Below are 26,511 nucleotides of genomic sequence, written 5' to 3'. Positions count from 1 at the left end.
GAAGCGGCATGGACTTCGATCTCGTTCTGCAGGGCACGGTGGTGCTGCCGGATCGCATTCTCGAGGAGGGTTATGTCGCCGTCCGCGACGGCAGGATCGCCGAGGTCGGCCTCGGCGTGCCGCCTGCGGCCCGCGAACGGCATCTGCTGGGCAAGGCGCTGATCCTGCCCGGCGCCATCGACGCGCAGGTGCATTCGCTTTCCCAGAAGGACCAGGAGGATTTCATCTGGTCGACACGTTCGGCGGCGGCCGGCGGCGTGACAACGATCGTCGATATGCCCTATGACGAAGGCAATCTCGTCTGTTCGGCTGCGGCCGTAAAGTGGAAGATCGACCATGCGAGCCCGCAGGCGCGCGTCGATTTCGCGCTTTACGGCACCGTCGACCCCGAGGAAGGCCCAGCGCGAATCCGTGAAATGGTCGCGGCGGGTGTCGCAGCCTTCAAGTTCTCGACCTTCGGCACCGATCCCAAGCGTTTTCCGCGCATTCCGCCCGCGCTGCTTGATGCCTGTTTTGCGGCGATCGCGCCGACCGGGCTGACGGCCGGGGTGCACAACGAGGATGACGAGGCGGTGCGCAGCTATATGGAGCAGGTGAAGGCGAGCGGCATCACCGATTGGCGGGCGCATGGGCTGTCGCGGCCTGCGATCACCGAGCTCCTGGCGATGCACACGATTTTTGAGACAGGCGCCAATACCGGCTGCCCCTCGCATGTGGTGCACTGCTCGCTCCGGCGCGGCTACGATATCGCCCGCGCCTATCGCCGTGACGGTTTCGAGGCCACGGTCGAGTGCTGCGTCCACTATCTGACGCTCGACGAGGAAAACGACGTAAAGCGCCTCGGCGGCAAGGCGAAAATCAATCCGCCCATTCGTCCGCGCGCCGAGGTGGAGAGCCTCTGGCGGAAGGTGGCCGAAGGCGATGTCTGGCTGGTCTCGACTGATCACGTCAGCTGGTCGGAGAACCGCAAGATCAATCCCGACATGCTCGCCAATGCATCCGGTGTTCCCGGCCTTGAGGTCATGGTGCCGCTTTTCGTGAAAGGTGCCCTCGAACGCGGCATTCCGCTGACCTGGGCGGCCAGGCTGATGGCTGAGAATCCGGCGAAGCATTTCCGGCTCGATCATATCAAAGGGGCGCTGACACCCGGCAAGGACGCCGATATCACCGTGCTGGAGCCGCAGGAAAGCGTCTATGATGCGTCCGCAAGCGGCAACAACGTCGTCGGCTGGAGCCCTTACAACGGCATCCGCCTGCCCTGGACCGTGTCGGCCACCTATCTGCGCGGCGAAAAAATCGCGGAAGGCGGGAAGGTGCTGGCCGAGCCCGGCACCGGCCGGTTCATTCGGCCGTTGCCGCGTCAGGTGATCGCGGGAGCTGCGACATGAGCCGCAATCTGCCCGTCAATGCCGGCCGGATTGCTGAGGATATAGAGGCGCTGGCCGGGCTCACCGAGCCGGGGCATCCCTGGACGCGGCGCGCCTTCTCGCCGCTCTTTCTCGAAGGCCGGGCCTATATTGAAGCGAGGATGAAGGCGGCGGGGCTGGAAACGCGGATCGATGCCGCTGGCAACCTGATCGGCCGGCGCACGGGCCGCAAACCATGGCTCGGCACCATCATGCTCGGCTCGCACTCCGATACGGTGCCGGACGGCGGCCGCTTCGACGGCATTGCCGGAGTGATCTCGGCGCTGGAGGTGGCACGCGCGCTTCGCGACCAGAATATCGAGCTCGACCACGATCTTGAGATTATCGATTTCCTTGCCGAAGAGGTCAGCATCTTCGGCGTCTCCTGTATCGGTAGCCGCGGCATGACCGGGCAACTGCCGGAGGCCTGGCTTTCGCGCATCAGCGACGGGCGCGACCTCGCCGAGGCTATAGCGCAGATGGGCGGCACGCCCGATGCGCTGATGCAGCAGAACAGGCCCGATATAACGGGCTTTCTCGAGCTTCATATCGAGCAGGGACCGGTGCTCGAAGCCGAGAGGGAGGATATCGGTATCGTCACCGCGATATCGGGCATCACCCGGATCGAGATCACCGTCGAGGGCCGCGCCGACCATGCCGGCACGACGCCGATGGACCGGCGGTCGGATGCGCTGGTGGCGGCATCGCAGTTGGTGCTCGATATCCGCAATGCCGCCGCCGAGCTTGCCAAGACGCCAGGCCATTTCGCGGCGACCGTCGGCGAATTCCGGATCGAACCGAACGCGGCCAATGTCGTGCCGTCGAAGGTGGTGCTGCTGATCGACGGGCGGGCCGAGATCCGCGCCGATATGGACGCTTTCTGCCGCTGGCTCGACGGCCATGTCGAAAAGCTCGCTGCCGCCTGCGACGTGACGATCAAGCCGCAGAACCGGGTTTCCGACAACCTGCCGACGCCAGGCGATGCCGGGCTGCTGTCGACCCTGGAGGCCGCCTGCGACCGCGTCGGTGCGAAACACCGGCGCATGGCCTCCGGCGCGGGGCACGATACGGCCTGGATCGCCAAGGTGGCGCCGGCGGCAATGATCTTCGTGCCCTGCCGGGAGGGCCGCAGCCATTCCGCAGATGAATGGGCTGACAATGACGACATCGCGCTCGGCGCCGCCGTGCTGTTCGAGGCGGTGCGCGAAATGGACAAAAACTCGAAGCAGGAGGCCGCCGATGGGACGCATACTGGTTGAGAAGGACGTGGAAGCCGCGGTCAAGGGTGGCTCCGTCTATGCCGCCGGCGGCGGCGGCTGGGCGGATCATGGACGGATGCTTGGTTATGCGGCAGTCAATATCGGCAGGCCGGAGCTGGTCTCGATCGACGAATTGGAGGACGAGGAATGGATCGCAACGGCAGCCGCAATCGGCGCGCCCGCCTCGACCACGCCCTGGGAAATGCAGGGCGTCGACTATGTGAAGGCTGTGCAGCTGTTACAGGAGGCGCTCGGCGAAAAGCTTTCAGGGCTGATCATCGGCCAGAATGGCAAATCCTCGACGCTGAACGGCTGGCTCCCGTCGGCGATCCTCGGCACCAAGGTGGTCGACGCCGTCGGCGATATCCGTGCCCATCCGACGGGCGACATGGGCTCGATCGGCATGGCAGCTTCACCCGAGCAGATGATCCAGACTGCGGTCGGCGGCAACAGGGCCGAGAATCGCTATATCGAGCTGGTGGTGAAAGGCGCGACCGCGAAGATCTCGCCGGTGCTGCGCGCCGCCGCCGATCAATCCGGCGGCTTCATCGCCAGCTGCCGCAATCCGCTGCGAGCCTCCTATGTCCGCAGCCACGCGGCGCTCGGCGGCATTTCGATGGCGCTTGCGCTCGGAGAAGCGATCATCGCGGCGGAAAAGCGCGGCGGGTCTGCCGTCATCGACGCGATCTGCAAGGCAACGGGCGGGCATATCCTCGCCGAAGGCGTCATCAGCCGCAAAGACGTGATCTACACCAAGGAAGCCTTCGACATCGGCACGGTCACTGTCGGCTCGGGTGAGAAATCGGTGACGCTGCATGTGATGAACGAATATATGGCTGTGGACGATGCGGGGAGCGGGCGGCTTGCGACCTTCCCCGCCGTCATCACCACGCTTTCTGAGGAAGGCGAGCCGCTCAGCGTCGGCCAGCTTCGTGAAGGCATGCACGTCTTCATCCTGCATGTGCCGATGGATATTATTCCGCTCTCAGCCAGCGTACTCGACGCGACTGTCTATCCCGTCGTCGAAAAGGCGATGGGGATCGAGATCGCGCGTTATGCGCTGGCGGCGAGGGCCTGAACATGGCGCGCGATCCAGGCCTTGAGGAACTGCTGCGCGAGGAACTCGGCGATCGGCCGGACCTTGCCGAAAAATCCATGTTCGGCGGCCGGGCCTTCATGCTGAACGGCAACCTTCTCTGCGGCGCGCGCAGTGACGGCATGCTAGTCCGCCTCGGCAAGGACAATGACGGCTGGGCACTGGCGCTGCCCGGCGTGATCCAGATGCTAATGGGCGAGCGGGTAATGCATGGCTGGGTGCGAGCCAATGCCGAGGCCTACGGCGACGATGCGCTGAGGCGGCGCTTGCTCGATGCCGCGCTCGCCTATGTGGAATCACTGCCGGGCAAGTGATGGGCATGATTATCCCTCTTCTCTCCAGCGGGGAGAAGATGTCCGAAGGACAGACGAGGGGGTGAGAGGCAAGGCCGCGAGTGCACGGAGCGCAATGGAAGGGCAATATGCAAGTCCTGCCGTGGGAAAAAGCAGAGAATAAACGAGGAAACTACGATGCCCAAGGCCAATCCACGCCATCCGAAATTTCCCATTCCCGGCGGACCGGAACTGCGCGCCAAGGGCTGGCGGCAGGAGGCTCTGCTTCGGTTGCTCGAAAACGTGCTCTCGGTCGGCGAAGATCCCGAAAACCTGATCGTCTATGCCGCGCTCGGCAAGGCGGCGCGCAACTGGGCGGCGCACAAGGGCATCGTCAAGGCGCTGACCGAGATGGACGAGGACCAAACGCTGCTCATCCAGTCCGGCAAGCCGATCGGCCTGGTGAAGACCCACGCGAAAGCGCCGCTCGTCATCATGGCGAACTGCAACATCGTTGGCCAATGGGCAAAGGCCGAAGTGTTCTACGAGCTGCAGCGCAAGGGGCTGATCTGCTGGGGCGGGCTGACGGCCGGCGCCTGGCAATATATCGGCAGCCAGGGCGTCATCCAGGGCACCTATGAAATCTTCATGCGTATCGCCGAACGGCGCTTCGGCGGCGATCTCCATGGCCGGTTCGTGCTGACGGCCGGCCTTGGCGGCATGGGCGGCGCGCAGCCGCTCGCCGGCCGCATGGCAGGTGCTGCAATCCTCTGCGTCGACATCGATCCGGAGCGTGCCCACAAGCGCCAGCAGATCGGCTATCTCCAGGAGATCGCGCCCGGTCTCGATACCGCCCTTCAAATGATCGATGCGGCGGTGAAGGAAAAGCGGGCACTGTCCGTCGGGCTCGTCGGCAATGCGGCCGAGGTCTATCCCGAGATCGCAAGGCGCGGCATCGTGCCCGACATCGTCACCGACCAGACATCGGCGCACGACCTCGTCTACGGCTACGTGCCTAAGGGCATGAATCTCGACCAGGTCAGAGGCTTGCGCGACGACGGCCAGGGCCAGTTGATGGCGGCCAGCCGCGCCTCGATCGTCGAGCACGTGAGGGCGATGCTGGAGTTTCAGAAGAAAGGCTCCGAAGTCTTCGACAACGGCAACCTCATCCGCACGCAGGCCAAAGAGGGCGGTGTCGCCAATGCCTTCGACATCCCGATCTTCACCGAAGCCTATCTCAGACCGCTGTTTGCCCGGGCGATCGGGCCCTTCCGCTGGATGGCTCTATCGGGCGAGGAGAGCGATATTGCTCGCATCGACGAACTGCTGCTCGAACTGTTCCCCGACAATAAGATCATCACCAACTGGATTCGGCTGGCGCGCGAGCACGTACCCTTCGAGGGATTGCCGGCGCGCATCGCCTGGCTCGGCCATGGCGAACGCACGGCGCTTGCCCGTCGCGTCAATGCGCTGGTTGCGAGCGGCGAACTAAAAGGCCCCGTCGCCTTCTCCCGCGACCATCTCGACGCCGGCGCTATGGCCCATCCCAATATCATGACCGAGCGGATGAAGGACGGCTCCGACGCGATTGCCGACTGGCCGCTGATCGATGCGATGATGCTCTGCTCTTCGATGGCCGATCTCGTCGTCGTCCATTCCGGCGGCGGCGGATATGCCGGCTACATGACGAGCTGCGGCGTCACCGTCATCGCCGACGGCACGGATGCCGCCGACGAACGGCTGGGCCATGCGCTGACCAACGATACCGCGCTCGGCGTCATGCGTTACGCCGACGCCGGTTATGAGGAGGCGCTTGATGAGGTGGCAAAGAAGGACGTGCCCTATATCCGGCTCGGCTGACGCCAGGGGTAGTAGCCCCAGCATCAAAGATGGCGCGTTTCCTCGGGCGGAGCGTCGTAGCAATCGTGGAGACCGTCGACGAAGGCGATCGGAGCTTCGATCAATTCGTCAGGGCCGGCATCATCCAGGCAATTGACCGAAATGGCGTAGAAGGTACCGATCTTCTCGTTTTCGCCCCAGGCATAGGAGCTGATACCACAGGTCTTACAGAAGAGATGATGCAGCTTTTGGGAGGCGAACTGGTATTCGCCGATATTATCGGCGCCTCCGGTGAGGTGGAAATCCTCAGGAGATGCGACGGCAAGCCAGCTCCGTTTCTTTCTGCAAATCGAGCAGTTGCAACGGAAGGTGCCGGCCGCGAGATCGAGGCCTGCCTCGTAGGTGACGGCGCCGCAGTGGCAGCTTCCATGGTAGATCTTTTTCATCGGTTGCGCCCTTTGGCTTGCGCTTCGGCATAGGCGACGACCTTTTCCAGAGCCTCGGCCCAGCCCCCCGATTGCAGCTTGAATTCGACATCGCTCGGCAGTTCGCGCTTGCGGAAGAGCAGGTGCGTCCCTTCACCCCTTTCCTCCAGTTCGATGGTTACGTGCATCTCGTGCCCGGGTTTCCCATCTTCATTTTCCCAGGCGAAGGTGAAAACGAGCCGTTCGGGCGGGCTGATCTCGAGATAAGTCCCCCGGCTCCAATATTCCTTGCCATCAGGCCCGAGAATGCAGTGCCGCCAGGCGCCGCCTTCGCGCAGATCGACGGAGACGGAAGGAGCCGAGCAATTATGTGGCCCCCACCAGTGGAGTAGATGTTTCGGCTCCGTCCAGAGGCTGAAGACGACATCGCGCGGGGCATCAATGTCCCTAACGAGTACGATCTCGCGGCCAAGGTCGGCAGCTTTTGCTTCACTCGTCACGTTCATTGTCATTCCTCCGTTGTTTGATGCTTGCTGCATAGGATTCCAGCTTGTCGAGGCTTTCGCTCCAGAAGCGACGATAGGTCTCCAGCCAGTCGTCGAGATCCTTCAAAGGTGTCACCTCCAATCGGCAACGACGCCATTGCGCTTCCCTGCCCTTGGAGATCAGGCCGGCATTTTCGAGCACTTTCAAATGCTTCGACACGGCGACCAGCGACATGTCGAAGGGTTCGGCTATTTCCGAGACAGAGGCTTCGCCCAGGGCCAGACGCGCGAGGATCGCCCGTCGGGTCGGGTCGGCAAGCGCTGAAAAGGTCCGGCCGAGTGTATCATCATGCATCTTTTTAACCGATAAGTTAATTAACTTTTCCGTTAAATAATAGACATAATCTTACCCGTCAAGCGGCTGTGCTGAAAATTATCGAAAGTGGTCAGATGATGGAATTGCAGATCCTGATCGCAAGCGCCCGGTCGCGCTGGCGATCATGCCTTTCTGTTCGCGAGGTGCCACGCAACACAGGCCGAGGCAAAAGCGAACGCCAGCATCGCGAGCGTGAAGGCCACGACGGCGGGCCAGCCTTCGATCGCCCTGAACCAGCCGCCGGCTTCGATTCGCAGATCAGGCTCGAGGGCGTCGCCTACCTTCCGTCGACGGCCGCGCGTCTGCGCTTGCCGTGCTCAAGACGTAGCGCTCGCCTGTGACGGAAAACCTGATGAGCCTGCTCGCTTCATGAGGCTCAGCCCGCAGGATCCCAATAGGGCGGATCGCCGAAGGTCTTCTTCAGGTGATCGGCGATGGCGCGGAGCTTGGCGGAGGGATTTCGGCCTTCGGGATGGGCCATATAGATGAATTCCGCCTCCGGCCTGTAACCCACGTCGATTTCGACAAGTCGGCCGTCGCGGACCGCGGGGCCGGCGATGAAGGCCGGCAGCAAGGCGACGCCCAGCCCCGCAATCGCGGCATCGCGGAGCATATCGCCATTGTTCATGCCGAGCGCCATTTTTGCGCGAACGATGATTGCACCCTCCGGCGTCTGGAAACGCCAGTCGGCGATGCCGCGATTGGTGTAGAAGAGGCCGCGATGGCCGTTCAGGTCAGTCAGCGAGGTCGGCGCTCCCTTGCGCGTGAGATAATCCGGCGAGGCACAGAGAAAGCGGCGGCTTTCCGCAAGTTTCCAGACGACCAGCCGGCTGTCGGCAATCGGGCCGTGGCGGATGACGGCATCGTAGCCGTCCGAGGAAACGTCGACGCGCCGGTCGTCGATGTCGAGCGTCAGTTCGATATCGGGATGGTCGGCAAGGAAGGGATAAAGCGCCGGGCCGAGATGCATGCGGCCGAACGTGACGGGAGCGGCGATGCGGATCGGCCCCGAGAGCGTTCCGCGCCGCTCGGCCATATCGGCCGTTGCGTCCTCGATCTCGCGCACGATACGCGCCGCACGTTCCATGAAGGCCGCGCCATCTTCGGTCAAGGTGAGCTTGCGCGTCGTTCGGCGCAGCAAGGTTGCGCCCAATGATTTCTCGAGTTCCGCCAGCCTTTCGCTAACGACCGACTTGGAAAGCCGCAGCCGGCGGGCAGCCTCACTGACCGAGCCAGCCTCCACCACGGCGACGAAAGCCGCAATGCCTTCGATCCTGATCATCGTTCGGCAATCCCGAATTCGAATTCCTGTATCTGGAGACTAATCCGAACGAAAGAGAAATGCCATCTTCCCATCATCGAAAGGGCGGCGGGGCCGCCTTGTTTCAAACACAGGAGATGGAACCATGAACCGCTTGAACAACAAGGTCGCGATCGTCACCGGCGCAAGCTCGGGTATCGGCCGGGCCACGGCGAAGCTCTTTGCCGCCGAAGGCGCCAAGGTCGTCGTCGGCGCCCGCCGTCAGGCCGAGCTCGACAGTCTTGTCTCGGAAATCAAGGCAGAGGGCGGTGACGCCATCGCCCTTGCCGGCGATGTCCGGTCGGAAGATTATCACAAGGCGCTGGTTGCAGCCGCCGTGACGAATTACGGCAAGCTCGACATCGCCTTCAACAATGCCGGCACGCTCGGCGAAGCCGGCCCAAGCACTGCTGTTTCGGAAGCAGGCTTCAGCGAAGCGCTGGCGATCAATCTCACCGCCTCCTTCCTCGCCGCCAAGCACCAGATCGGCGAAATGGTGAAGAATGGCGGCGGCTCGGTGATCTTCACCTCGACCTTCGTCGGCTATAGTTTCGCCTTTCCCGGTGTAGCCGCCTATGCCGCCAGCAAATCCGGCCTGATCGGCCTGACGCAGGCGCTCGCCGTCGAATTCGGACAGCAGAATGTGCGCGTCAACGCCATCCTGCCGGGCGCCGTCGATACCGACATGTATCGCGACATGAACGATACGCCCGACAAGCAGGCCTTCGTCACCAACCTGCATGCGCTGAAGCGTGTCGCAGCCCCCGAAGAACTCGCCCGGTCGGTTCTCTACCTCGCCTCCGACGATGCGAGCTTCGTCACCGGCACTGCCTCGCTGGTCGATGGCGGCGGTTCGATCACCCGCACCTGAGAACGGGATGGCGCGATTGCATGTTGTGAGCCAAGGGCTTAGGGTCGGGGCCAGTCAAAAAGGCGACGGGTAGAAAGCCATGGCTCTCAACGGCAAACGCATCCTCCTCATCATCTCAGGCGGCATCGCGGCCTATAAGAGCCTGGATCTGATCCGCCGTCTGCGCGAACGCGGGGCGAGTGTCCGCCCTGTCATGACAAAGGGAGCGCAGGAATTCGTGACGCCGATTGCGGTCGGCGCGCTGGCGGCAGACCACGTCTTTGTCGATCTATTTTCGCGTTTGGACGAACAGGATGTTGGCCATATCAGGCTGGCGCGCGACTGTGACCTTGTGCTCATTGCTCCTGCCACGGCCGACCTGATGGCGAAGATGGCGAACGGGCTTGCCGACGATCTCGCATCGACCGTGCTTCTGGCGACGGATAAGCCAGTGCTTGCCGCCCCGGCGATGAACCCCCGAATGTGGGCGCATCCGGCAACACGACGCAATGCGGCGACACTCAGGGCAGACGGTGTCCACTTCGTCGGGCCGATGGCCGGCGAAATGGCCGAAGGCGGGGAAGCCGGGCTCGGCCGGATGGCGGAACCGCTGGAGATCGTGGCCGCGGCCGAAGCTGTGTTCGAAGGTGGCAGGCACAAGCCGCTTGCCGGACGAAAGGCGATCGTGACCTCGGGACCGACGCATGAGCCGATCGATCCGGTCCGCTATATCGCCAATCGCTCCTCCGGCCGGCAGGGGCATGCGATCGCCGCGGCCCTTGCAAAACTCGGGGCGGAGGTGACGCTCGTATCCGGGCCGGTAATGATCCCAGATCCCATCGGCGTCAGCACCGTGCATGTCGAGCGGGCGGAGGAGATGCGCGACGCCGTGCTGGCGGCGCTGCCGGCCGACGTCGCCGTGATGGTCGCGGCCGTGGCGGACTGGCGCGTGGCCTCGGCCGCCGACCAGAAGCTGAAGAAACATCCGGGCGAATCCATCCCGACGCTGGCGCTGACCGAAAATCCCGACATCCTGAAAACCGTCGGCCATCACACAATGCGACCGAAGATGGTGATCGGCTTTGCCGCCGAGACGCAGGATGTCGAAAGCAACGCGAAAGCGAAACTCGAGAGGAAGGGCGCTGACCTGATCGTCGCCAATGACGTCTCCCCGGCGACCGGCATTATGGGCGGCAGCCGCAACAGCGTCAAACTTGTCAGCCATGACGGCATCGAGCACTGGCCTGATCTCGCCAAGGAAGAGGTTGCTGAAAGGTTGGCTGCACTGATCGCCGAAAGGCTCAGGCTGATATAGCCACACGCTGCCGCTTTGCCGTGTTGCGCTTCCCCAGCCGGAAATCGGTCACCTCGATGCCGTTCTTGCCGATGGTGACGGCGCTGCCGTTCGGAATTTCGGCCCAGGCATCAACATCGTCATTCAACGGCTCGGACACGAGGCAATAGCCGGCACCGACAGGCGAAGCATAGAGCGTCGGCGCTTTGCGGTCGGTGGCATAGCGGATCGCATAGAGCGATTTTCCGTCGGAGAAGGCGGCGGTGAAACGCAGCAGGATCGAACCGAGAGTGTTTTCGGCCAGATCCTCGACGACACCGACCATGTCAGCCATGGCTGCAACCGGCGCTTCGCGCAATCCGAACTGCAGCGCCAGCAGGAACATCAGCTCGGAATCAGTCGTCCCGCCGCGGGCATTGAACAGCTCGTCGTCGAGCATCGCCTCCATCGGCCGGCGCAAGCGCTCGAAACCGGAGATCTGGCCGTTGTGCATGAAGGACCAGATGCCGTGGGTGAAGGGGTGGCAATTGTCGCGCCGCGTACCGCCGCCTGTGGCGGCCCGGACATGGGCGAGGAAGAGCGGCGAACGGATCTGGCGCGCCAGGCTCTTCAGATTGCAATCCGACCAAGCCGGCAGGATATCGCGGTAGCGGCCGGGCTCGGGCCTTTCGCCATACCAGGCGATGCCGAAACCATCGCCATTCGTCGCCGTCTTGGCGCGGGTGGCGCAATGGGACTGCTCGATCAGGGAATGGGCGGGCGAAGATACCAGCTCCTCCAGATAGAGGGGATCTCCGCGATAAGCTGCCCAGCGACACATGTCTTTCTTGCTCCGGAACCCGCCGCCGCATCGGCGGGAAATGCTGAAAACACGACTGAATTGTCGAACGGCTCGGCTAATAACAGCTTAACGTTCGGACGGTTTGCAAGCGCAATATGACGATTTCTTAACGACAGGCCTCTTCAAATTCGGCGAAACGCTGTGTTCTTTTGTGAACACTGCGTTGCCCGCGCCGCGGACTTCGCGCCTGGCGACCTCACGGCTATAGTCGATGCCAAGTTGAACCTTTGAGAGGACGCCATGTCGATCCGCCCCGTAAAGCATGAGAGTATCGCCACCCCGACTATGGAAGGCGCCGGCGTCAAGCTGCACCGCGTCTTCGGCTTCGGCGATCCTGCGATGACCGATCCATTCCTGATGATGGACGATTTCCGCAACGACAATCCGGCGGAATATATCCGCGGTTTTCCCTGGCATCCGCATCGCGGCATCGAGACGATCACCTATGTGCTCGCCGGCACCGTCGAGCATGGCGACAGCCTCGGCAATCGCGGCCTGCTCGGCGCGGGCGACATCCAGTGGATGACGGCCGGCAGCGGCATCATGCATCAGGAAATGCCGAAGGGTGATTTCGCCGGCCGCATGCACGGCTTCCAGCTCTGGGCTAATCTGCCCTCCTCCCTGAAGATGACGGCGCCGCGCTATCAGGACGTCAAATCGTCCGATATTCCTGTCGTCGTCGATGATGACGGCACAGCCGTGCGGGTGATCTGCGGCGATTTCTGGGGCAAGGCCGGTCCTGTGGACGGCGTCGCTGCCGAGCCGATCTATCTCGACGTTTCTGTACCGCCCGGCAGGAAGAAGCGTCTGCCGGTCGATACCTACCGCAACGCCTTCGCCTATATCTTCGCCGGCTCCGGCACCTTCCGCGATGCATCGAAACCCTTCGGCGTGCGCGTCGAGAAGGAAGTCGACGGCGAAGAACTGAACATTCGCGACATGTCGGGCAACCGCACGCTCGTGGTTTTCGACAGCGGCGATGAAGTCACCGTACAGGCAGGCGACCAGGGCATTCGTTTCCTGCTTGTTTCGGGCAAACCGATCGAGGAGCCGGTCGCCTGGCACGGCCCCATCGTGATGAACTCCCGCGAGGAAATCATGCAGGCGATGCGCGAGTTGCAGAACGGCACCTTCATCAAGGCGGCGCATTAATCGTATTTTTTCTTGCTTCTCAAAAGAATCGGCCTACCTTCCATCTATCAGCAACAGAACGAAAGGAAGGTGATCCAATGTCTAATGAGATTTCGGACCTCGTAACGGGCATGGGAGAGGTGATGAAAGCGAGGCAGCCCTCGCGCTAATCCCCGCCTTCCTGGGGCTGCATAGACAGCCCAGGCCAGTTTGAGGCCAAACTCATGGAAAGGGTCGCTGAGGCGGCCCTTTTTTATTGCCTGGATTTCGGGTTGACGGCAGAACTCAATTTCTCTATTCATAAAGTCATCAGATGACTTTATGAATAGAGAAATGCGAGCTCTCAGCAAAACCAATCTCGCGGATGAGGCGATCGAAGCGATCCGCAGCGACATTCTCGGCAAACGCTGGGCGGTCGGCGAGAAATTGCCGAATGAAGCCTCGCTGTCTGCCATGCTCTCCGTCAGCCGCGGCACGGTGCGCGAGGCGGTGCGGGTTCTGGTATCCCAGGGTTATCTCGAGACACGGCAGGGGTCGGGAACCTATGTGCGCTCGACCAGCGATGCCGGCCGGCCACTGACGATGGCGCGGCGCGCCAGCCTGCGCGACCAGTTCGAGGCTCGCCTGGCGCTCGACGTGGAGGCAGCCCGGCTGACGGCGATCCGCAAGACGCCGGAAACGGTTGCGGGGCTCCGCAGGCTGCTTGCAGAACGCAGCAATTACGATGGCGGTAACCAGGCCGCCTTCATCGAGCGCGACCTCGCCTTCCACAAGGCCGTCATCGCCGCCTCTGGCAACCAGGCGATGATCGAGATCTATAATTTTTTCTCGACCTCGATCGCCGACACCATCGCTGCGACGCTCGGCAAGGATATTCCGGAACCAGACATGCAGGCGCATGCCGCTATCGTCGACGCCATCGAAACGGGCGACCCCGACAAGGCGGATGCGGCGGTGCGCCGTTTCATGGCGCCGGTTCTTGCGGCGCTCGACCGGATGATCCTGTCATGACCGCGCCTTCGAACAATGCCGCCAGCACGCTCGAGGCGGCCGACGAACTGCTTTTGGACGCCGAGGCCGACAGCCTTCCGCCACCGCAGGCCACGCGGGTCAGGGGAGCTGCGGATCGTTTCCTGCTCGGTGCGAGCCTCGTGCTGATCGCCTTCAATCTACGACCTGTCTTCTCGAGCGCCTCGGCTCTCCTGCCGGAAATCCGCTCGGAATTCGGGCTGAGCGCGCTTGGCGCCAGCCTGCTGACGACGCTTCCGGTTGTCTGCCTTGGCGCCTTCTCGCCGCTTGCGGCTCGCCTTGCCCAGCGCATCGGTTCGGAGCGCATACTGCTCGGCGTTCTCCTGCTGCTTGCGCTCGGCACCGCCTTGCGCGGGCTTTCCTCGGTGCCGCTACTTTTCATCGGCACGGCCCTTGCCGGCGCCTGTATCGCCATCGGCAACGTGCTGCTGCCGGGGCTGGTGAAACGGGATTTCGCCGGGCGCGCCGCTGTGATGACCGGCTTCTACACGATGGCGCTCTGCGCGGGTGCTGCCAGCGCGGCCGGGCTGACCCTACCGATCGAACATATGCTCGGCGGCTCTCTCGACGGCGCGCTCGCCGCCTGGGCGCTGCCAGCACTTCTCGTCGGCCTCATCTGGCTGCCGCAGGTTCTTCGCAGCGGCGGCCATGCAAGGCGAAACGGTTTTCGGGTCGAAGGCCTCTGGCAGGATCGGCTTGCCTGGCAGGTCACGCTTTTCATGGGGCTGCAATCGGCGCTTGCCTATTGCGTCTTCGGCTGGCTGGTCCCTATTTTGCGCGAACGGGGTCTCGACGGCGTCACCGCCGGGGCGATCGTGTCGCTGTCGGTGATGGTGCAGGCGGCGTCCTGCCTCATCGTGCCGCATATCGCCGTGCGCGGCCGGGACCAGCGCTTGATCAACGCCAGCCTCTGCGGCGTCGCGGTCACCGCCCTGCTCGGGCTGCTCTTTGCCCCGCTTTCGACCGTTTGGCTGTGGGCGGTGTTGCAAGGTATCGGCCAGGGCGGACTGATCGCGGCCGCCATGACGACGATCGTGCTGCGCTCGCGCGATCCCGATGTCGCCGCCCATCTCTCCGGCATGGCGCAATGTGTCGGCTATCTTCTTGCGGCCATCGGCCCGCTCATCGTCGGCCTCATCCGCGGCTGGACCGGAAGCTTTTCCTGGTGCGCGGTTCTCTTCATCGCGCTCGGGCTTGGAGCCGCGATCAACGGCTGGAAGGCCGGCCGAGCATTGGAAGTGAATGTGCGCGCGGTCGAGAAAGTCTGAACCGCCCTCTCACTTTCGCGCTCCCCGGCCCATCACCATCTCTTGATGCCGGTCGCCGGACGCGGATGCTACGCTATGTCAGCCTGCATTCGCGGAGGACAAATCGTGCGCATACGAACCCTGTTTCTGCTCACTGCGCTTATGGCGTCGCTGTGGCCTGCCCTTTCCCCGGCACAGGAAGATGGCGAACGACCGGCGAATGTGCAGCGCAGCGCGCGTGACGGCGTGCTGAAGCTGCTGCCGGCCGATTCCGTCACGGAGCACGAACTGACGATCGGCGGCCGGAAGATCGCCTATACAGCGACGGCAGGCACGCTCGACCTTTTCGGTCAGGACGGCGCGCAGACCGCCGCGATCTTCTACACCGCCTATGTCGCGAAAGGCGGTGAGCCTAATCGGCCATTGACCTTTGCCTTCAACGGTGGGCCGGGTGCGGCTTCCGCCTTCCTGCATCTCGGGCTGGTTGGGCCGAAGGTACTCGATTTCGGGCCTGATGGACGTGACGGCGCCAATGCGAAACTTGTCGACAACGAGCAAAGCTGGCTCGATTTCACCGATCTCGTGCTGATCGATCCGATCGGCACCGGCTGGAGCCGGACTGTAAAGGCGGACGACGCCTCCAACTATTACAGCGTCAACGCCGATGCCCAGAGCATCGCCAAGGCGATCGCGCTCTATGTCGCGCACAACAATCGCTCCAACTCGCCGAAATATCTTCTCGGTGAGAGTTATGGCGGCTTTCGCGCAGCCAAGGTCGCCTCCGTGCTGCAGGAAAGCCAGGGCATCGTCGTCGCCGGCGCAGTGATGCTCTCGCCCTTGCTTGAAGGCCAGTTGATGTTCAATGCCGATCAGTTCGCACTCGGCGCAGCACTGGAACTGCCGTCGCTGGCGGCGGCCGAACTCGACCGCAAGAACGCCTTTGACGAAGAGAAGCAGAAGGAGGCCGAAACCTTCGCGCTCGGCGACTATCTGATGAAGCTCGCCGGGGCGCCGCCGACGGGTGCGGATGCCGACGCCTTCTATGGCAGGATTTCCCGGCTGACCGGTATCCCCGAGGATATTGTCACCCGCAACCGCGGCTTCCTCGGCAATTCCTTCGTCAAACATGCGGACACCGGCAAGGGCGAGGTGACCAGCCCTTACGACGCCGCTTTTGCCTCGCCCGATCCCTATCCGGAATCCGACTACGACCGCGGTGACGACGCCATCCTCGATGGTTTCACCCGCGCCTATGGCGGCGCTTTCGCCGACTATGCCCGCAACGAGCTCGGTTTCAAGACCGAGATGACCTATGAGCTTCTCGACAGCGATATCAGCCGGCGTTGGGAATGGGGCAGCGGGCGCGGCGGCGGATCGCGCTTCCAGGCGAGCGCCGACGACGACGTCAGGCAGCTGCTCGCCTCGAATTCGGCCTTTCATCTCCTGATCGCGCACGGCTACAGCGACCTGGTGACGCCCTACAGCGTCAGCCGCTATGTGGTCGACCATCTGCCGCCCTCGCTCGCGGGCGGGCGCGTCAGGCTGGAACTCTATCGCGGCGGGCATATGTTCTACACGAAAGCCGATCAGCAGGCCGCTTTCACGGCAGATGCCAAGGCCTTCTACACCGCACGCCCGGCCGCGCAGCCGGCGGACTAAGGAATTGCCGATGCATATCACCGGAGGATGCCATTGCGGGGCGATCCGCTATCAGGCGGAAATCGATCCGGAGCGCGTCTCGATCTGCCACTGCACCGATTGCCAGCGGCTGACGGGTTCCGCCTATCGCGTCACCGCGCCGGCGCGGCCGGGAAGTTTCAACCTCGTTTCCGGCGAGCCCAAAGCCTATACGAAGTACGGCGACAGCGGCGGTCTCAGCCGGCAATTCTTCTGCCCGAACTGCGGATCGCCGCTCTACCGCGCGGGCGACGGTGGCGGCGCAATCGGCATCCGCATCGGGGGTATCGACCAGCGGCGGGATCTGATGCCAAAGAAACAAATATGGTGCCGGTCGGCTTTGCCCTGGGTGGAGAATATCGAGTCGCTGCCGCGGTTTGCAGACGAGGGCTGAGCCGGCCTATTCCGGCAAAGGCATGTCAGGCCAGTTCTCGGTGACGCCTGCCTGCACCGGACGCTCCAGATAGGTGGAGAGCGCGATGTAGCTGCGGGTGCCGGTGACACCGGGAACGGCGTGGATTTGCGAGAGAAAAGCCTCCAATGCCTGGGGGCTCGCGGTGCGCACCTTGAAGAGCACACTGGCGTCGCCCGCGACCGAATGCATCTCCTCGACCTCGGGAAAACGCAAGACCTGCATTAGCCGCTCGCTTTTTCCCCAACCGGCCGCCTCCACATGGACGAAAGCAAGCAGCGGCTTGCCGAGGGCCGATCCATCAAGTGCGGCATGCACGCCCTTGATGACACCCGATTGCCGCAGGCGACGTACTCGCTCGTGCACGGCCGGCGCCGATAGCCCGACTGCCTCGCCGAGCCTTGTGTAGCTCTGGCCGCTGTCGGCGCCGAGTTCGGCTAATATCTTTCGGTCGAAGGCATCCATGACAGGCTGCTGCTGGCGCTTCCGCCGAAGATCTTTTGTATTTTCCGTCATTCGGAAAACTTCCCTTTCTGACGAAGAATAATCGTCGATATTGGGATTATTCAACAGAATATTCGGAAGAGGAAGAGATATCATGGAGATGATCGAGCGTAATCCGGCAAGCGGGCTCTATGCGACGAGCCCTGACTACATCCATGCGCTGGAAGTCCGGCATCCGTCGCGGCTTCTCTTCGTCAGCGGCACGATGGGTCTCGATCAACAGGGAATGGCGGCTGCCGATCTCGATGGACAACTGGAACTCATCTGGTCCAATCTGCGCGCCATCCTCGCCTCGGCCGAGATGACGGTGGACAATATCGTGCGGCTGACGAGCTATCTGCGGGACGGCGCCTCGATGGAGGTCAACCAGAATGCCCGGCTTCGGGCCCTCAACGGCCGTGCCGTGCCGACCACTGCCATCATCGTCGAAACGCTGCGCGACGACTGGCTGGTCGAGATCGAGATCATCGCCGCGGGATAGCTTCCGGATCTTTTGTTGGCTGCTTCAGGCGCTAAAGACCCCGCTGAAACGAGCCTCGCTGCAGGCAGGCAGGCGTGATCTCTAACCCAACCGGATGATTGCCATCACTGATCCGGACTATAGTTTAGAGCAGGTTTTCGGCGACTCCGCGCGAAATAGCCGTCGATCGGGGCTCGATCTTCGCGACGAACCTTCTTTAAAGATCACGCCCGAGCAAGCAGATGTGGCTGGTGTAAAGGAACCTTCATGGCTGGAGCAGCCTTGATCGGTCCGTAGACCCCATGTCATCGGATGATGTTTCAAAGGTGGCGACATGCGCAAAGCAATTGCAGTCGGCCTGGTCGCCTTGCTCGCCATGTACTTTCTCGGCGGCATGAGCGCGAGACATGAGATCTTTCCTTGGCCACAACTTTCCCAGTTGAGGAAAATGGTTGGCGCAGAGAAGGCGGTGGCTCCAAGCCGTTATACCTTCGACGACAAGGAACGGCTCATCGGGGATGAATCAAAAACCGCTGTGACCTGCCCGACTCAAACTGATCGAACTGCGGTCTTACTCATTCTTGGCCAATCGAACGCGGCCAACGAAGGTGGGCAGCGGTACCGGTCAAATTACGGCGCTCGCGTTGTAAACGCCTTTGACAAACAGTGCTTCATCGCGGCGTCGCCACTTCTTGGATCGACCGATACCAAGGGAGAGTACTGGACGCTTCTTGGGAACAAATTGATCGCATCAGGACAAAATGACAGCGTCATCCTCGCGCCTCTCGCATATTCCGGATCGGAGGTCGCACGATGGGCGACGGGTGGTGACCTCAATCCTGTGCTGGTCGATACAACAAAACAGCTTCAGGATTCCGGTTACCGGATAACGAGCGTCCTCTGGGTGCAAGGAGAGAAGGACCTCGTTATGAGCACCACTGCAGACGCCTATCAGAAACGTTTCATGTCGATGGTTGACACATTGCGTCAGCACGGCGTCGCAGCGCCCGTTTACATTTCGATCGCATCGAAATGCCTCGAGCCGAGCAACGGCGGCTTCAAGGAGCATATTCCAGACAATGCGATAGTACGGGCGCAACTGGCCCTGTCAAAAAGCGGCCACGGTATCCGAGAGGGCGTGAATTCTGACGCGTTACTCGATGGAGAGGACCGATACGACGATTGCCACTTCGGGGGCACAGGCGCGGAGAAAGTGTCGCAGGCCTGGCTGAACCTTCTTCGCGGCGATCGCGGCCTGGAACCCTCGGGATAGTCTTCCCTGAACCGGTTTCCGCGCCTTCGCAAACTTCGGGCATGGCGGCGAGCCCATCACGCAGAACTTCCGCCGCGCGATGCTCTTCGTCAGCGGCACGATGGGCCTCGGAGGGAATAGCGGCGGCCGATCTGGAAGGGCAGTTGGAATGCGTCTGGTCCAATCTTCGTGCCATTCTCGCCTCTGCCGGCATAACGATGGACAAAATGGTGCGGCTGACGAGCTATCTCAGCGACGGCGCCTGTGTCGAGACCAACCAGAATACCCGTCTCCAGGCGCTTGGCGGCCGCGCCGTGGCGACCACGGCCATCATCGTCGAAACGCTGCGCGATGACTGGCTGGTCGAGATCGTCGCCGCGGGCTGATGGCAGATTGGCCATCGCACCAAAGATGCGATGGCCGGGGTTTTCAGGCCGCCTGCTTCAACAGGCAGAATGCGTCGGCCAGATCGACCTCGCCGAGGAAACCGCCGCTGCTTCTTGCCTCCTGCCGATGCTCGATCGCATGGGCAAATCGTACGGCTGGCTGCTCCTGCATGCGCTCATAGAGACCGCGCAGGCCGGGGAACTGGCGGCGGTCGACGACCTTGTGAAAATCGTTCCAGCGGGCAATACCGACGAAATAGGCATCTGCCAGGCTTGGCCCGTTGCCGAGAAGCCATTCGCGGCCACCGAGCAGACGTTCCAGCGTGTGATGCGCCTTTTCGACCGCCGCCATGCCATAGGCCGTGATGGCCTGTTTCTGCTGCGGCTCCAGCGGATGCTCGAACGCATACCAGAGCGGGCCGAAAGCCTTGAAGAAGGTAGTATTGAGAAAGGCGAGCATCTGGTTCAGACGATCGAATTCCTCCGCCCCCTGCGCAAAGCCCAGACCGGTGCCGATCGCGCGGGCGCCGATATGGTGGAGGATCGCCATGCTTTCGCTGATGGTCCTGCCATCTTCGAGCAGCAGCGACGGCGTTTCGCCGACTGCATTGATCCGCTTGTATTCGTCGCTCGAGACGATTTCCGGCATCTCGACACGGCAGAGCCGATAAGGCAGGCCGGACCATTCCAGCGCGACGATCGAGCCGAAGGAGCAGCCCTCCGGCACGCCGTAAAACAATATGGGTGACATCAATCGTTCCTTTCAGAATTGAAGCTTGTTGGACGCGATGAATGTGCTGATGTAGACGATCCTGCGGTAGAGGCGATAAATGCATCGCAATGTCTACATTTGTGGAAGACGGTCATGGCGCTTTTCAATCTCAACGATCTCCATCTTTTCGTGCAGGCCGTCGACAGCGGCGGTTTTACCGCCGCGGCCAGGCATCTCGGCATTCCCAAATCGACGGTCAGCAAGCGGGTTGCCGAGCTGGAAGGACGGCTCGGCGTGCGGCTGATCCAGCGCACGTCGCGAAGCTTCGCGCTGACCGAACTCGGCCGCGAATTCTTTCAGCATGCCCAGGCCTCGATCATCGAGGCGGAGATGGCCGAAGGCATCGTGCGCAGGCATCTGGCCGAACCCGCCGGCACCGTCCGCCTGACGGCTTCGGTACCGACGGCGCAGTTTACCTTGACTGAGCATCTGCCGGCGTTGACGGCACGCTATCCGAAGCTCCGGCTCTCCGTGCATGTGACGGACCGCTTCGTCGATATCGTGCAGGAGGGCTTCGATATCGCGCTGCGCAGCCACCGCGGGCCGCTGCCGGATTCGGCGCTGGTGCAGCGCAAGCTCGCCAGCCACCCTTTCCTCATTCTCGCTTCCCCGGATTATGTCAGCACGCATGGTCAACCGCGCCGGCCGGAGGAGCTGGTGGAGCACGCAACGATCATGACCAGCCTGACGGAAAACCAGTGGCGGCTCTACACCGATCACGGCGATAAGGCGCTCGTCACGCTGCAATCCGCCGTGGCGGCAGATGAGCCTTATGTCCTGATGGAAACGGCGGCTGCCGGGCTTGGCATTACCTGCCTGCCGACATCCGTCTGCCGGAAGGCGCTGGCAGACGGGCGGCTGGTGCGGGTGCTGCCGGACTGGACGGCCGGCAGCATCGAGACGACAATCCTGATGCCGCACCGGCGCGGCCAGCTGCCGGCAGTGCGCGCCGTCGTCGATTTTCTGGCGGAACGGCTGGCCGAGTGAATATCACGCCGCCTTGGCGGCGTGATATTCCTTGATGGCGACCATCTTGATCGCCGGATAGCGCTCGGCCTCGTAACGCAGCGAAAATGCGTCCTGGGCAAGGAAGACAGGATCGCCGTCGAGGTCGCGGGCGATATCGCCGCGCTTGACGGTAAGGAACTTGTCGAGGTCGGCTGCCTGATCGGACGAGATCCAGCGGCAGACAGAAAAGCGCGACATTTCGAAGGAGACCGGCAGGCCGTATTCGGCCATCAGCCGCTCCTTCAAGACGTCGAGCTGCAGGGCGCCGACAACGCCGACGATCGCCGGCGAGCCGTCTTCCGGCGAGAAGAGCTGGACGACTCCTTCCTCGGCCATCTGCTGCAAGGCTTCCTTGAGTTTCTTCGCCTTCATTGCGTCTTCCAGACGCACGCGGCGCAAAATTTCCGGCGAGAAGTTCGGCACGCCCTGGAAGACCAGCGATTCACCTTCGGTCAGCGTATCGCCGATCCTCAGCGTCCCGTGGTTGGGAATGCCGACAACGTCGCCGGCATAGGCGGTGTCGGCGAGCTGGCGCTGCGAGGCGAAGAAGAATTGCGGAGCCGTCAGGCCGAGCTGCTTGCCGGTGCGAGCGAGCCTCGCCTTCATGCCGCGCTCGAGCTTGCCGGAGCAGATGCGGGCAAAGGCGATACGGTCGCGATGGTTCGGGTCCATGTTCGCCTGGATCTTGAAGACGAAGGCCGTCATCTTGTCGTCGGTCGCGTGCACGGTCCTGGTATCGGCGACCTGGTCGCGCGGCGGCGGCGCGAAATCGCCGAGCGCGTTGATGAGGTCGCGAACGCCGTAATTGCGCAGCGCCGACCCAAAGAAAACAGGCGTCATATGGCCTTCCAGGAAGGCTTGCCGGTCGAAGGGACGGCAGGCCTCGATCGCAAGCTCCGTCTCGTCGACGAAGGCCTGGCGTTCGTTTTCCGGCAGCCTGTCCGCGATGGCACGCGGGCCGTTGACCGGCGTGGTCTCGACCTCCGTATCGGAACCGCGGGCGGTGCTGTTGGCCAGATGATAGGAGCCGCAGAAGGTCTTCGAGCGGCCGATCGGCCAGGTGATCGGCGCGGTATCGAGCGCCAGCTTCTCTTCCACCTCGTCGAGGATCTCGAAGGGATCGCGGCTTTCCCTATCCATCTTGTTGATGAAGGTGATGATCGGAATGTCGCGCATGCGGCAGACTTCGAAGAGCTTCAGCGTACGCGGCTCGATGCCCTTGGCGGCATCGATGACCATGACGGCGGCGTCGACGGCGGTCAGCGTGCGATAGGTGTCGTCGGCGAAATCCTCATGGCCCGGTGTATCGAGGATGTTGAAGACATTGTCGTTATATTCGAAGGTCATCACCGAGGTGACGACGGAGATGCCGCGCTCGCGCTCGATCTTCATCCAGTCGGAGCGCGTCTGCATGCGATCCTTCTTCGCCTTGACTTCGCCGGCTAGCTGAATGGCGCCGCCGAACAGCAGCAGCTTTTCGGTGAGCGTCGTCTTACCCGCGTCCGGGTGGGCGATAATAGCGAATGTGCGGCGGCGGGAGACCGCCTCGGCGAGACTTTCGGCCATGATGTGAATCCTGTGAATTGGCGCTTAACTAGCGACTAAAGCCCGGTAATGCAATTGACCTTGCCCTTCGAGGCGCAAAGTAATGGGCCATGACCATTCATCACGATCTCAGCCCGACGCTGAACCTCATCCGCCTGGCCAACGGCGAAGGCCTCGATCTGCCCGTCTATGAAAGCAAGGGGGCGGCCGGGATGGACCTGCGCGCCGCCGTCGCCGTTGGCGAACCGCTGACGCTGCTGCCCGGCAAGCGGGCGCTGGTGCCGACCGGCTTCATCTTCGAAATTCCCGAAGGTTTCGAGGGACAGGTGCGGCCGCGCTCCGGCCTTGCCTTCAAGCACGGCATCACCTGCCTGAATTCGCCGGGCACGGTCGACAGCGACTATCGCGGTGAGGTGAAAGTGCTGCTTGCCAATCTCGGCGAGGAAGCCTTCATCATCGAGCGCGGCATGCGCATCGCCCAGATGGTGATCGCGCCGGTAACCCAGGCGCGGGTGGCCGAAATCACCGAAGCAAGCGAGACGACACGCGGCGCAGGCGGCTTTGGCTCTACCGGCGTCTGATGGCACAGCGCCTCGACAGCGCGGGCCTGACCTTCCGGCGGGATTATTTCGCTGACCCCGCCGGCTGGGCAGCACTGGTCCGCCTGCTCAGGGATATTTTCGGCATTGATATCGGGCCGCTGCAACGGCTTGGCGGACCAGATCCCGCCAGTATGCCCTTCGGCTGGTTCGATGCCGAAGGCGAGCTGGCCGCCAATATCTCCGCCTTTGCGCTGCCCTTCGTCATCAACGGCCGGAGCGTCCACGCCGCCGGGCTGCAATCCGGCGCCGTGCGGCCGCCGTGGCGCGGCCGGGGACTCTACCGCAATCTGACAGTGAAGGCGCTCGACTGGTGCGACCGGCGAGGCTTCGAAGCCGTCATCCTCTATACCGACAAGCCGTCGCTTTACGAACCCTACGGCTTCCGCTCGATACCGTTGCACCGATATGAGGGAACGGCACCCGCCGCTTCCGCACCAGCCGCACCTGCCCGGCGGCTTCTCCCGACGGCTTCAGGCGATCTTGCCTTGCTGCAATCGCTGCTGAAAAATCGAACCCCGGTTTCGACTTCGCTTGGTGTGACGGCCAATGCGGCAATGTTTCTGATCAACACGCAGCTCGATGCCGATGTCCGCATCAGCTTCCTGGAAGACCGGCAGGCTGTCGTTGCCTGGAAGATCGACGAGGCCGGCCGCTTCAGCCTTCTCGATGTCGTGGCAGCGGAGATCCCGACGCTTGCGGCCATCCTCGGCGGGCTGGCAATTGCACCCGCCTCTGCCGAGGTGTTCTTCCGTCCCGACAAGCTCGGCTGGGTGGGCGTGCCGCAGCCATTGAAAAGCGGCACCAGGCTGATGCTGCGCGGGCTTGGCGACATCGCCCCGACCTCTCCGGCGATGCTGTCGCCGATGGCGGATTTCTAGAGAATATCGCCCGGCCGATCTCTACCCTTTCCGTGAAAGCGGCGGCAGGCGGCGCTTGACCGGCGAGGCTTTGATCATCGACGTGTTGGTCTCCGCTCTTTCGGAAACCCGGTCCAGGAGACCGTCAAGTTCAGCCATTGAGCGAATGACCAGCCGGGCGATGAAGCAATCTTCGCCCGTCACCTTGTCGCATTCGACGATTTCGGGAATTTCCTGGATGATGCGCTCGACGATGTGCAACTGTCCCGGCAGCGGGCGCACCCGCACGATCGCCTGGAGGGGATAACCGACGGTGGCGGGGTCCAGATCGATGGTGAAGGCCTTGATGACGCCCCGCTCCTCCAGCCGGCGCAGGCGCTCGGCTGCACTTGGCGAGGACAGGCCCACCTCCTGCGCCAGCTCCTTCAGCGAGATCCGCGCATTGCTGGCCAGCGCCTCCAGAATGGCTTGATCGATTTCGTCAAGCGATTGCGTATCATTAGCCACGGCGATTACTTTCCCTATGATAATTAGGAGTATTCAATAATTTCCCTTTCCATTCTTATATAAAATCGCCTGCTACCGCAATATTCTCATATCATCGAAAACGGAGGCGATCATGGGCAGCGACATCAAAAGAGGCTCGGCGGAAATGACGGCAGCGATGCTGATCTCAGGGACGATCGGCTGGTTTGTGGTCATGTCGGGCCAGCCGGTCAGCGGCGTGGTCTTCTGGCGCTGCCTGTTCGGCGCGCTCACTTTGCTCGTCATTTGCGGTGCTCTCGGGCTGCTGCGGCCCGGCATCATTACGCTGCGCGCCTTCGGTATTGCCATTTTCGGCGGCGTCGCCATCGTGTTGAACTGGCTCTTGCTGTTTGCCTCTTACTCGCATGCGACAATCTCGATCGCCACGACGGTTTATAACACCCAGCCCTTCATGCTGCTGGCGCTCGGCGCGCTCTTTCTCGGCGAGAAGATCACCGCCGCCAAGCTGTTCTGGCTGACGCTCGCCTTCGCCGGCATGATGGCAATCGTTCAGGCGAAACCTCAGACGGGCGGCGGGATATCTGGCGATTATGGCTTCGGCATCCTGATGGCGCTGGGCGCTGCCTTCTTCTATGCGCTCGCGGCCCTTGCCGCGAAATGGCTGAAAGGCACGCCGCCGCATCTGATCGCGCTCATCCAGGTCGCAACCGGCATGCTCATGCTGGCGCCGATGGCGGATTTTTCCAACCTGCCCGGGGATGCCGGAGGCTGGGCAATCCTCCTGACCATCGGCGTCGTTCATACCGGACTGATGTATGTGCTGCTCTACGGCGCGATCCAGAGGCTGCCGACGCACCTGACCGGCGCCTTGTCCTTCATCTATCCGATCGCCGCGATCCTGGTCGACCGGCTGGCCTTCGGCCACGCGCTGCAGCCGATGCAGATCGCAGGTGCTGCAACCATTCTCCTTGCGGCAGCCGGCATGAACCTCGGCTGGACCCCGAGGCGTTTGCTCAACCGGGCGTTCGAGAGCTGAACCGGTGCTCCGGCACGGATACCGACGCGCCGGTTTGCCGACATCACCTCTGCGAGCGCGTCGTTTCGAACAGGAACCAGGTGCGGCGCTCCGCCTCGTCGATCCAGTTCTCGATCAGGCTGGCGGTCGCGACATCATTGTGCTCGTCGCAGAGATCATGCACCTCGCGCAGCAGCGAAACGAGCTGGGCATTGTCGCCGCCCAGTTCCGACAGCATATCCTCGGGCGTGACGAAATCCGCGTCATTATCTAAAATGCGCTGCTGGCGGGCGATCTGGCCGATGGAGCGCAGCGTCGTGCCGCCGATCTTGCGGGCGCGCTCGGCAATGTCGTCGGTCATATTGAAGATCTGTTCCGCCTGCTCATCGAGCAGCAGATGATAATCGCGGAAATGCGGGCCGGACATGTGCCAGTGGAAGTTCTTGGTCTTCACATAAAGCGTGAAGACATCGGCGAGCAGCGCGGTCAGCGCAGTCGAGATATCAGTGACGGCATTGGTCGGCAGGCTGGACGGCGTCTTGAGTGGCGAAAGCCTGCGGGTTTCGGCTGGCGTATGGGACATTTAGTCTCTCCTGGTAATGAAAATCTCTGCGGCGTTGCGCTCCTTTTCGGGAAGCACGGAGGACGCTGATCGCGCATTTGCAGGGAGAGAAATAGCAAGACC

29 protein-coding genes and 1 pseudogene are annotated in these 26,511 nt (G+C 62.5%); 20 read left to right on the top strand and 10 right to left on the bottom strand.

Going from position 1 to position 26,511, the window contains the following annotated elements:
* Window positions 1–8 precede the first annotated feature (8 nt).
* From NE852_RS23885 to NE852_RS23865, 5 genes are all read left to right on the top strand, one after another.
* On the top strand, window positions 9–1,388 hold the full coding sequence (locus tag NE852_RS23885; protein WP_258156161.1) for a dihydroorotase family protein: 1,380 nt from the start codon (window positions 9–11) through the stop codon (window positions 1,386–1,388).
* Window positions 1,385–2,665, top strand: coding sequence for a Zn-dependent hydrolase (locus tag NE852_RS23880; RefSeq protein WP_258156160.1), 1,281 nt, complete (start codon window positions 1,385–1,387; stop codon window positions 2,663–2,665). Before NE852_RS23885 ends, NE852_RS23880 begins: the two co-directional genes overlap by 4 nt.
* Entirely contained in the window at window positions 2,646–3,743 is a 1,098-nt protein-coding gene (locus NE852_RS23875; RefSeq protein WP_008524674.1) for a DUF917 domain-containing protein, read from the top strand. Before NE852_RS23880 ends, NE852_RS23875 begins: the two co-directional genes overlap by 20 nt.
* 2 nt (window positions 3,744–3,745) lie before the next feature.
* Window positions 3,746–4,075 (top strand): TfoX/Sxy family protein, encoded by a 330-nt coding sequence (locus NE852_RS23870; RefSeq protein ID WP_008524675.1) that lies wholly within the window; start codon window positions 3,746–3,748, stop codon window positions 4,073–4,075.
* A gap of 156 nt (window positions 4,076–4,231) precedes the next feature.
* Window positions 4,232–5,893, top strand: a complete 1,662-nt coding sequence (locus tag NE852_RS23865) for a urocanate hydratase (RefSeq protein ID WP_258156159.1) — start codon at window positions 4,232–4,234, stop codon at window positions 5,891–5,893.
* 23 nt (window positions 5,894–5,916) lie between these two features.
* Here NE852_RS23865 and NE852_RS23860 read toward each other — a convergent pair whose 3' ends face one another.
* Genes NE852_RS23860 through NE852_RS23850 form a run of 3 tightly spaced genes read right to left on the bottom strand, consistent with a single transcriptional unit; the run spans window position 5,917 to window position 7,137 of the window.
* The gene (locus tag NE852_RS23860) at window positions 5,917–6,318 is read right to left on the bottom strand and encodes a GFA family protein (RefSeq protein WP_008524687.1); all 402 of its coding nucleotides are present in this window, start codon (window positions 6,316–6,318) and stop codon (window positions 5,917–5,919) included.
* Complete coding sequence (locus tag NE852_RS23855; protein WP_008524689.1) at window positions 6,315–6,803, bottom strand: SRPBCC domain-containing protein; 489 nt, start codon at window positions 6,801–6,803, stop codon at window positions 6,315–6,317. Before NE852_RS23855 ends, NE852_RS23860 begins: the two co-directional genes overlap by 4 nt.
* The gene (locus NE852_RS23850) at window positions 6,787–7,137 is read right to left on the bottom strand and encodes a helix-turn-helix transcriptional regulator (protein WP_008524693.1); all 351 of its coding nucleotides are present in this window, start codon (window positions 7,135–7,137) and stop codon (window positions 6,787–6,789) included. The genes NE852_RS23855 and NE852_RS23850 overlap by 17 nt, the downstream gene beginning before the upstream one ends.
* 95 nt (window positions 7,138–7,232) lie before the next feature.
* On the opposite strand from NE852_RS23850, the gene NE852_RS23845 reads away from it, so the two are divergent.
* Window positions 7,233–7,499, top strand: coding sequence for a hypothetical protein (locus tag NE852_RS23845; RefSeq protein WP_008524695.1), 267 nt, complete (start codon window positions 7,233–7,235; stop codon window positions 7,497–7,499).
* 35 nt (window positions 7,500–7,534) lie between these two features.
* On the opposite strand, the gene NE852_RS23840 is transcribed toward NE852_RS23845, so the two are convergent.
* The gene (locus tag NE852_RS23840) at window positions 7,535–8,440 is read right to left on the bottom strand and encodes a LysR family transcriptional regulator (RefSeq protein WP_008524696.1); all 906 of its coding nucleotides are present in this window, start codon (window positions 8,438–8,440) and stop codon (window positions 7,535–7,537) included.
* 124 nt (window positions 8,441–8,564) lie between these two features.
* Here NE852_RS23840 and NE852_RS23835 point away from each other — a divergent pair, with 124 nt between their 5' ends.
* Together NE852_RS23835 and coaBC are read left to right on the top strand one after the other, a co-directional pair.
* Entirely contained in the window at window positions 8,565–9,329 is a 765-nt protein-coding gene (locus tag NE852_RS23835; protein WP_008524698.1) for an SDR family oxidoreductase, read from the top strand.
* A 79-nt stretch (window positions 9,330–9,408) separates the two neighbouring features.
* Complete coding sequence (gene coaBC / locus NE852_RS23830; protein ID WP_008524700.1) at window positions 9,409–10,623, top strand: bifunctional phosphopantothenoylcysteine decarboxylase/phosphopantothenate--cysteine ligase CoaBC; 1,215 nt, start codon at window positions 9,409–9,411, stop codon at window positions 10,621–10,623.
* On the opposite strand, the gene NE852_RS23825 is transcribed toward coaBC, so the two are convergent.
* Entirely contained in the window at window positions 10,610–11,422 is an 813-nt protein-coding gene (locus NE852_RS23825; protein WP_008524702.1) for a class II glutamine amidotransferase, read from the bottom strand. The two genes, coaBC and NE852_RS23825, sit on opposite strands and share 14 nt — an antisense overlap.
* A 261-nt stretch (window positions 11,423–11,683) precedes the next feature.
* Here NE852_RS23825 and NE852_RS23820 point away from each other — a divergent pair, with 261 nt between their 5' ends.
* From NE852_RS23820 to NE852_RS23800, 5 genes are all read left to right on the top strand, one after another.
* On the top strand, window positions 11,684–12,595 hold the full coding sequence (locus NE852_RS23820) for a pirin family protein (RefSeq protein ID WP_008524705.1): 912 nt from the start codon (window positions 11,684–11,686) through the stop codon (window positions 12,593–12,595).
* A 312-nt stretch (window positions 12,596–12,907) separates the two neighbouring features.
* Window positions 12,908–13,585 carry a FadR/GntR family transcriptional regulator gene (locus tag NE852_RS23815; protein ID WP_258156158.1) on the top strand — a complete coding sequence of 226 codons (678 nt, stop codon included), beginning with the start codon at window positions 12,908–12,910 and terminating at the stop codon, window positions 13,583–13,585.
* A complete protein-coding gene (locus NE852_RS23810) occupies window positions 13,582–14,871 on the top strand; it encodes an MFS transporter (protein WP_258156157.1) in 1,290 nt (429 codons plus the stop codon). The genes NE852_RS23815 and NE852_RS23810 overlap by 4 nt, the downstream gene beginning before the upstream one ends.
* Before the next feature lie 105 nt (window positions 14,872–14,976).
* Window positions 14,977–16,509, top strand: a complete 1,533-nt coding sequence (locus tag NE852_RS23805) for a S10 family peptidase (RefSeq protein ID WP_008524711.1) — start codon at window positions 14,977–14,979, stop codon at window positions 16,507–16,509.
* A 10-nt stretch (window positions 16,510–16,519) separates the two neighbouring features.
* A complete protein-coding gene (locus NE852_RS23800) occupies window positions 16,520–16,921 on the top strand; it encodes a GFA family protein (RefSeq protein ID WP_008524712.1) in 402 nt (133 codons plus the stop codon).
* A gap of 6 nt (window positions 16,922–16,927) precedes the next feature.
* On the opposite strand, the gene NE852_RS23795 is transcribed toward NE852_RS23800, so the two are convergent.
* Window positions 16,928–17,455 (bottom strand): Lrp/AsnC family transcriptional regulator, encoded by a 528-nt coding sequence (locus NE852_RS23795; RefSeq protein WP_374991992.1) that lies wholly within the window; start codon window positions 17,453–17,455, stop codon window positions 16,928–16,930.
* Window positions 17,456–17,537: 82 nt separating this feature from the next.
* Between NE852_RS23795 and NE852_RS23790 the strand changes: the two genes are divergently transcribed.
* The 3 genes and pseudogenes from NE852_RS23790 (at window position 17,538) to NE852_RS23780 (ending at window position 19,541) form a co-directional block, all read left to right on the top strand.
* Entirely contained in the window at window positions 17,538–17,924 is a 387-nt protein-coding gene (locus NE852_RS23790; RefSeq protein WP_008524716.1) for a RidA family protein, read from the top strand.
* Window positions 17,925–18,237: 313 nt separating this feature from the next.
* Window positions 18,238–19,176, top strand: a complete 939-nt coding sequence (locus NE852_RS23785) for a sialate O-acetylesterase (protein WP_258156156.1) — start codon at window positions 18,238–18,240, stop codon at window positions 19,174–19,176.
* A gap of 55 nt (window positions 19,177–19,231) precedes the next feature.
* Window positions 19,232–19,541: pseudogene (locus NE852_RS23780) on the top strand (RidA family protein).
* A 43-nt stretch (window positions 19,542–19,584) separates the two neighbouring features.
* Here the strand turns inward: NE852_RS23780 and NE852_RS23775 are convergent.
* Window positions 19,585–20,292, bottom strand: a complete 708-nt coding sequence (locus tag NE852_RS23775) for a glutathione S-transferase family protein (protein ID WP_037170922.1) — start codon at window positions 20,290–20,292, stop codon at window positions 19,585–19,587.
* Between the two features lie 114 nt (window positions 20,293–20,406).
* On the opposite strand from NE852_RS23775, the gene NE852_RS23770 reads away from it, so the two are divergent.
* Window positions 20,407–21,300 (top strand): LysR substrate-binding domain-containing protein, encoded by an 894-nt coding sequence (locus tag NE852_RS23770; RefSeq protein ID WP_258156155.1) that lies wholly within the window; start codon window positions 20,407–20,409, stop codon window positions 21,298–21,300.
* A gap of 3 nt (window positions 21,301–21,303) precedes the next feature.
* Here the strand turns inward: NE852_RS23770 and NE852_RS23765 are convergent, their stop codons facing one another.
* Window positions 21,304–22,887: a peptide chain release factor 3 gene (locus NE852_RS23765; RefSeq protein ID WP_008524747.1), complete on the bottom strand. Its 1,584-nt coding sequence runs from the start codon at window positions 22,885–22,887 to the stop codon at window positions 21,304–21,306.
* An 89-nt stretch (window positions 22,888–22,976) separates the two neighbouring features.
* On the opposite strand from NE852_RS23765, the gene dut reads away from it, so the two are divergent.
* Both dut and NE852_RS23755 read left to right on the top strand, forming a co-directional pair.
* Complete coding sequence (gene dut / locus NE852_RS23760) at window positions 22,977–23,447, top strand: dUTP diphosphatase (protein WP_008524748.1); 471 nt, start codon at window positions 22,977–22,979, stop codon at window positions 23,445–23,447.
* Window positions 23,447–24,346: a GNAT family N-acetyltransferase gene (locus NE852_RS23755; protein ID WP_008524749.1), complete on the top strand. Its 900-nt coding sequence runs from the start codon at window positions 23,447–23,449 to the stop codon at window positions 24,344–24,346. The genes dut and NE852_RS23755 overlap by 1 nt, the downstream gene beginning before the upstream one ends.
* Before the next feature lie 21 nt (window positions 24,347–24,367).
* Here the strand turns inward: NE852_RS23755 and NE852_RS23750 are convergent, their stop codons facing one another.
* Complete coding sequence (locus tag NE852_RS23750; RefSeq protein WP_008524750.1) at window positions 24,368–24,832, bottom strand: Lrp/AsnC family transcriptional regulator; 465 nt, start codon at window positions 24,830–24,832, stop codon at window positions 24,368–24,370.
* 112 nt (window positions 24,833–24,944) lie between these two features.
* Here NE852_RS23750 and NE852_RS23745 point away from each other — a divergent pair, with 112 nt between their 5' ends.
* Window positions 24,945–25,847 (top strand): DMT family transporter, encoded by a 903-nt coding sequence (locus tag NE852_RS23745; protein ID WP_258156154.1) that lies wholly within the window; start codon window positions 24,945–24,947, stop codon window positions 25,845–25,847.
* A 43-nt stretch (window positions 25,848–25,890) separates the two neighbouring features.
* On the opposite strand, the gene NE852_RS23740 is transcribed toward NE852_RS23745, so the two are convergent.
* A complete protein-coding gene (locus tag NE852_RS23740; RefSeq protein ID WP_008524761.1) occupies window positions 25,891–26,409 on the bottom strand; it encodes a Dps family protein in 519 nt (172 codons plus the stop codon).
* Window positions 26,410–26,511: the final 102 nt, after the last annotated feature.

It is taken from the genome of Rhizobium sp. Pop5 (genome assembly GCF_024721175.1).
In the GTDB taxonomy this organism is placed as follows: domain Bacteria; phylum Pseudomonadota; class Alphaproteobacteria; order Rhizobiales; family Rhizobiaceae; genus Rhizobium.
The sequence above is the reverse complement of the archived record's forward strand: the minus strand, read 5'-3'. Positions and strand labels throughout refer to the sequence as shown.